1 protein-coding gene is annotated in these 524 nt (G+C 47.9%); it reads right to left on the bottom strand.

Going from position 1 to position 524, the window contains the following annotated elements; genetic code table 11:
- Positions 1–524 (bottom strand): hemagglutinin repeat-containing protein (locus ACFIQE_RS11385; protein WP_375707799.1); only part of this gene is annotated, 524 nt, incomplete at both ends.

Here is a 524-nt window from a genome sequence, read left to right as displayed (position 1 = left end):
AAAAAGCCACTTGATGACGATTGTGCTTGCTGATCCAAGTGTTCTTGGGCGCCTTTTATGACAATCTTTCCCCCAGAGTGAATAGTAATATCCGCTTTTTTCTGATCTCCTAGTGCTTTCTCTCCTGACGTTTCCTCTGCCTTACCGGCTACGAGCGTCGAGGCGACAACTTCCGTGTTGTTTCCTGAGTCAATGGCAATGCCTTCACCCCCTGTTATGCTTGACCCCACAACTTGGCGCACATCCATCTTGTTATGCTCAGATTTGCTGCTACTAAACACCCCACCCTCTTTGTGATACGACATCTCATAATGTAAGCTATCCTCTGCATTATTGATGAGAATATCGTTGCTGGCTTTCAGCCCTACCTTGCCATCAGCCGCAATGGAACTACCTGTGATGCTAAGATCATGCGGTTTGCCATCCTGCCCTGCAATGACAGTGGTATCACCTCCCGATTTTATCGAAGAGCCAACGGCATGAGAGGCTTGCATGTCCACTTTCGTGTTTTTGGTGCGAAGATG

It is taken from the genome of Bartonella sp. AA1HLJMS (genome assembly GCF_042197445.1).
Classification (GTDB): domain Bacteria; phylum Pseudomonadota; class Alphaproteobacteria; order Rhizobiales; family Rhizobiaceae; genus Bartonella.
The sequence above is the reverse complement of the archived record's forward strand: the minus strand, read 5'-3'. Positions and strand labels throughout refer to the sequence as shown.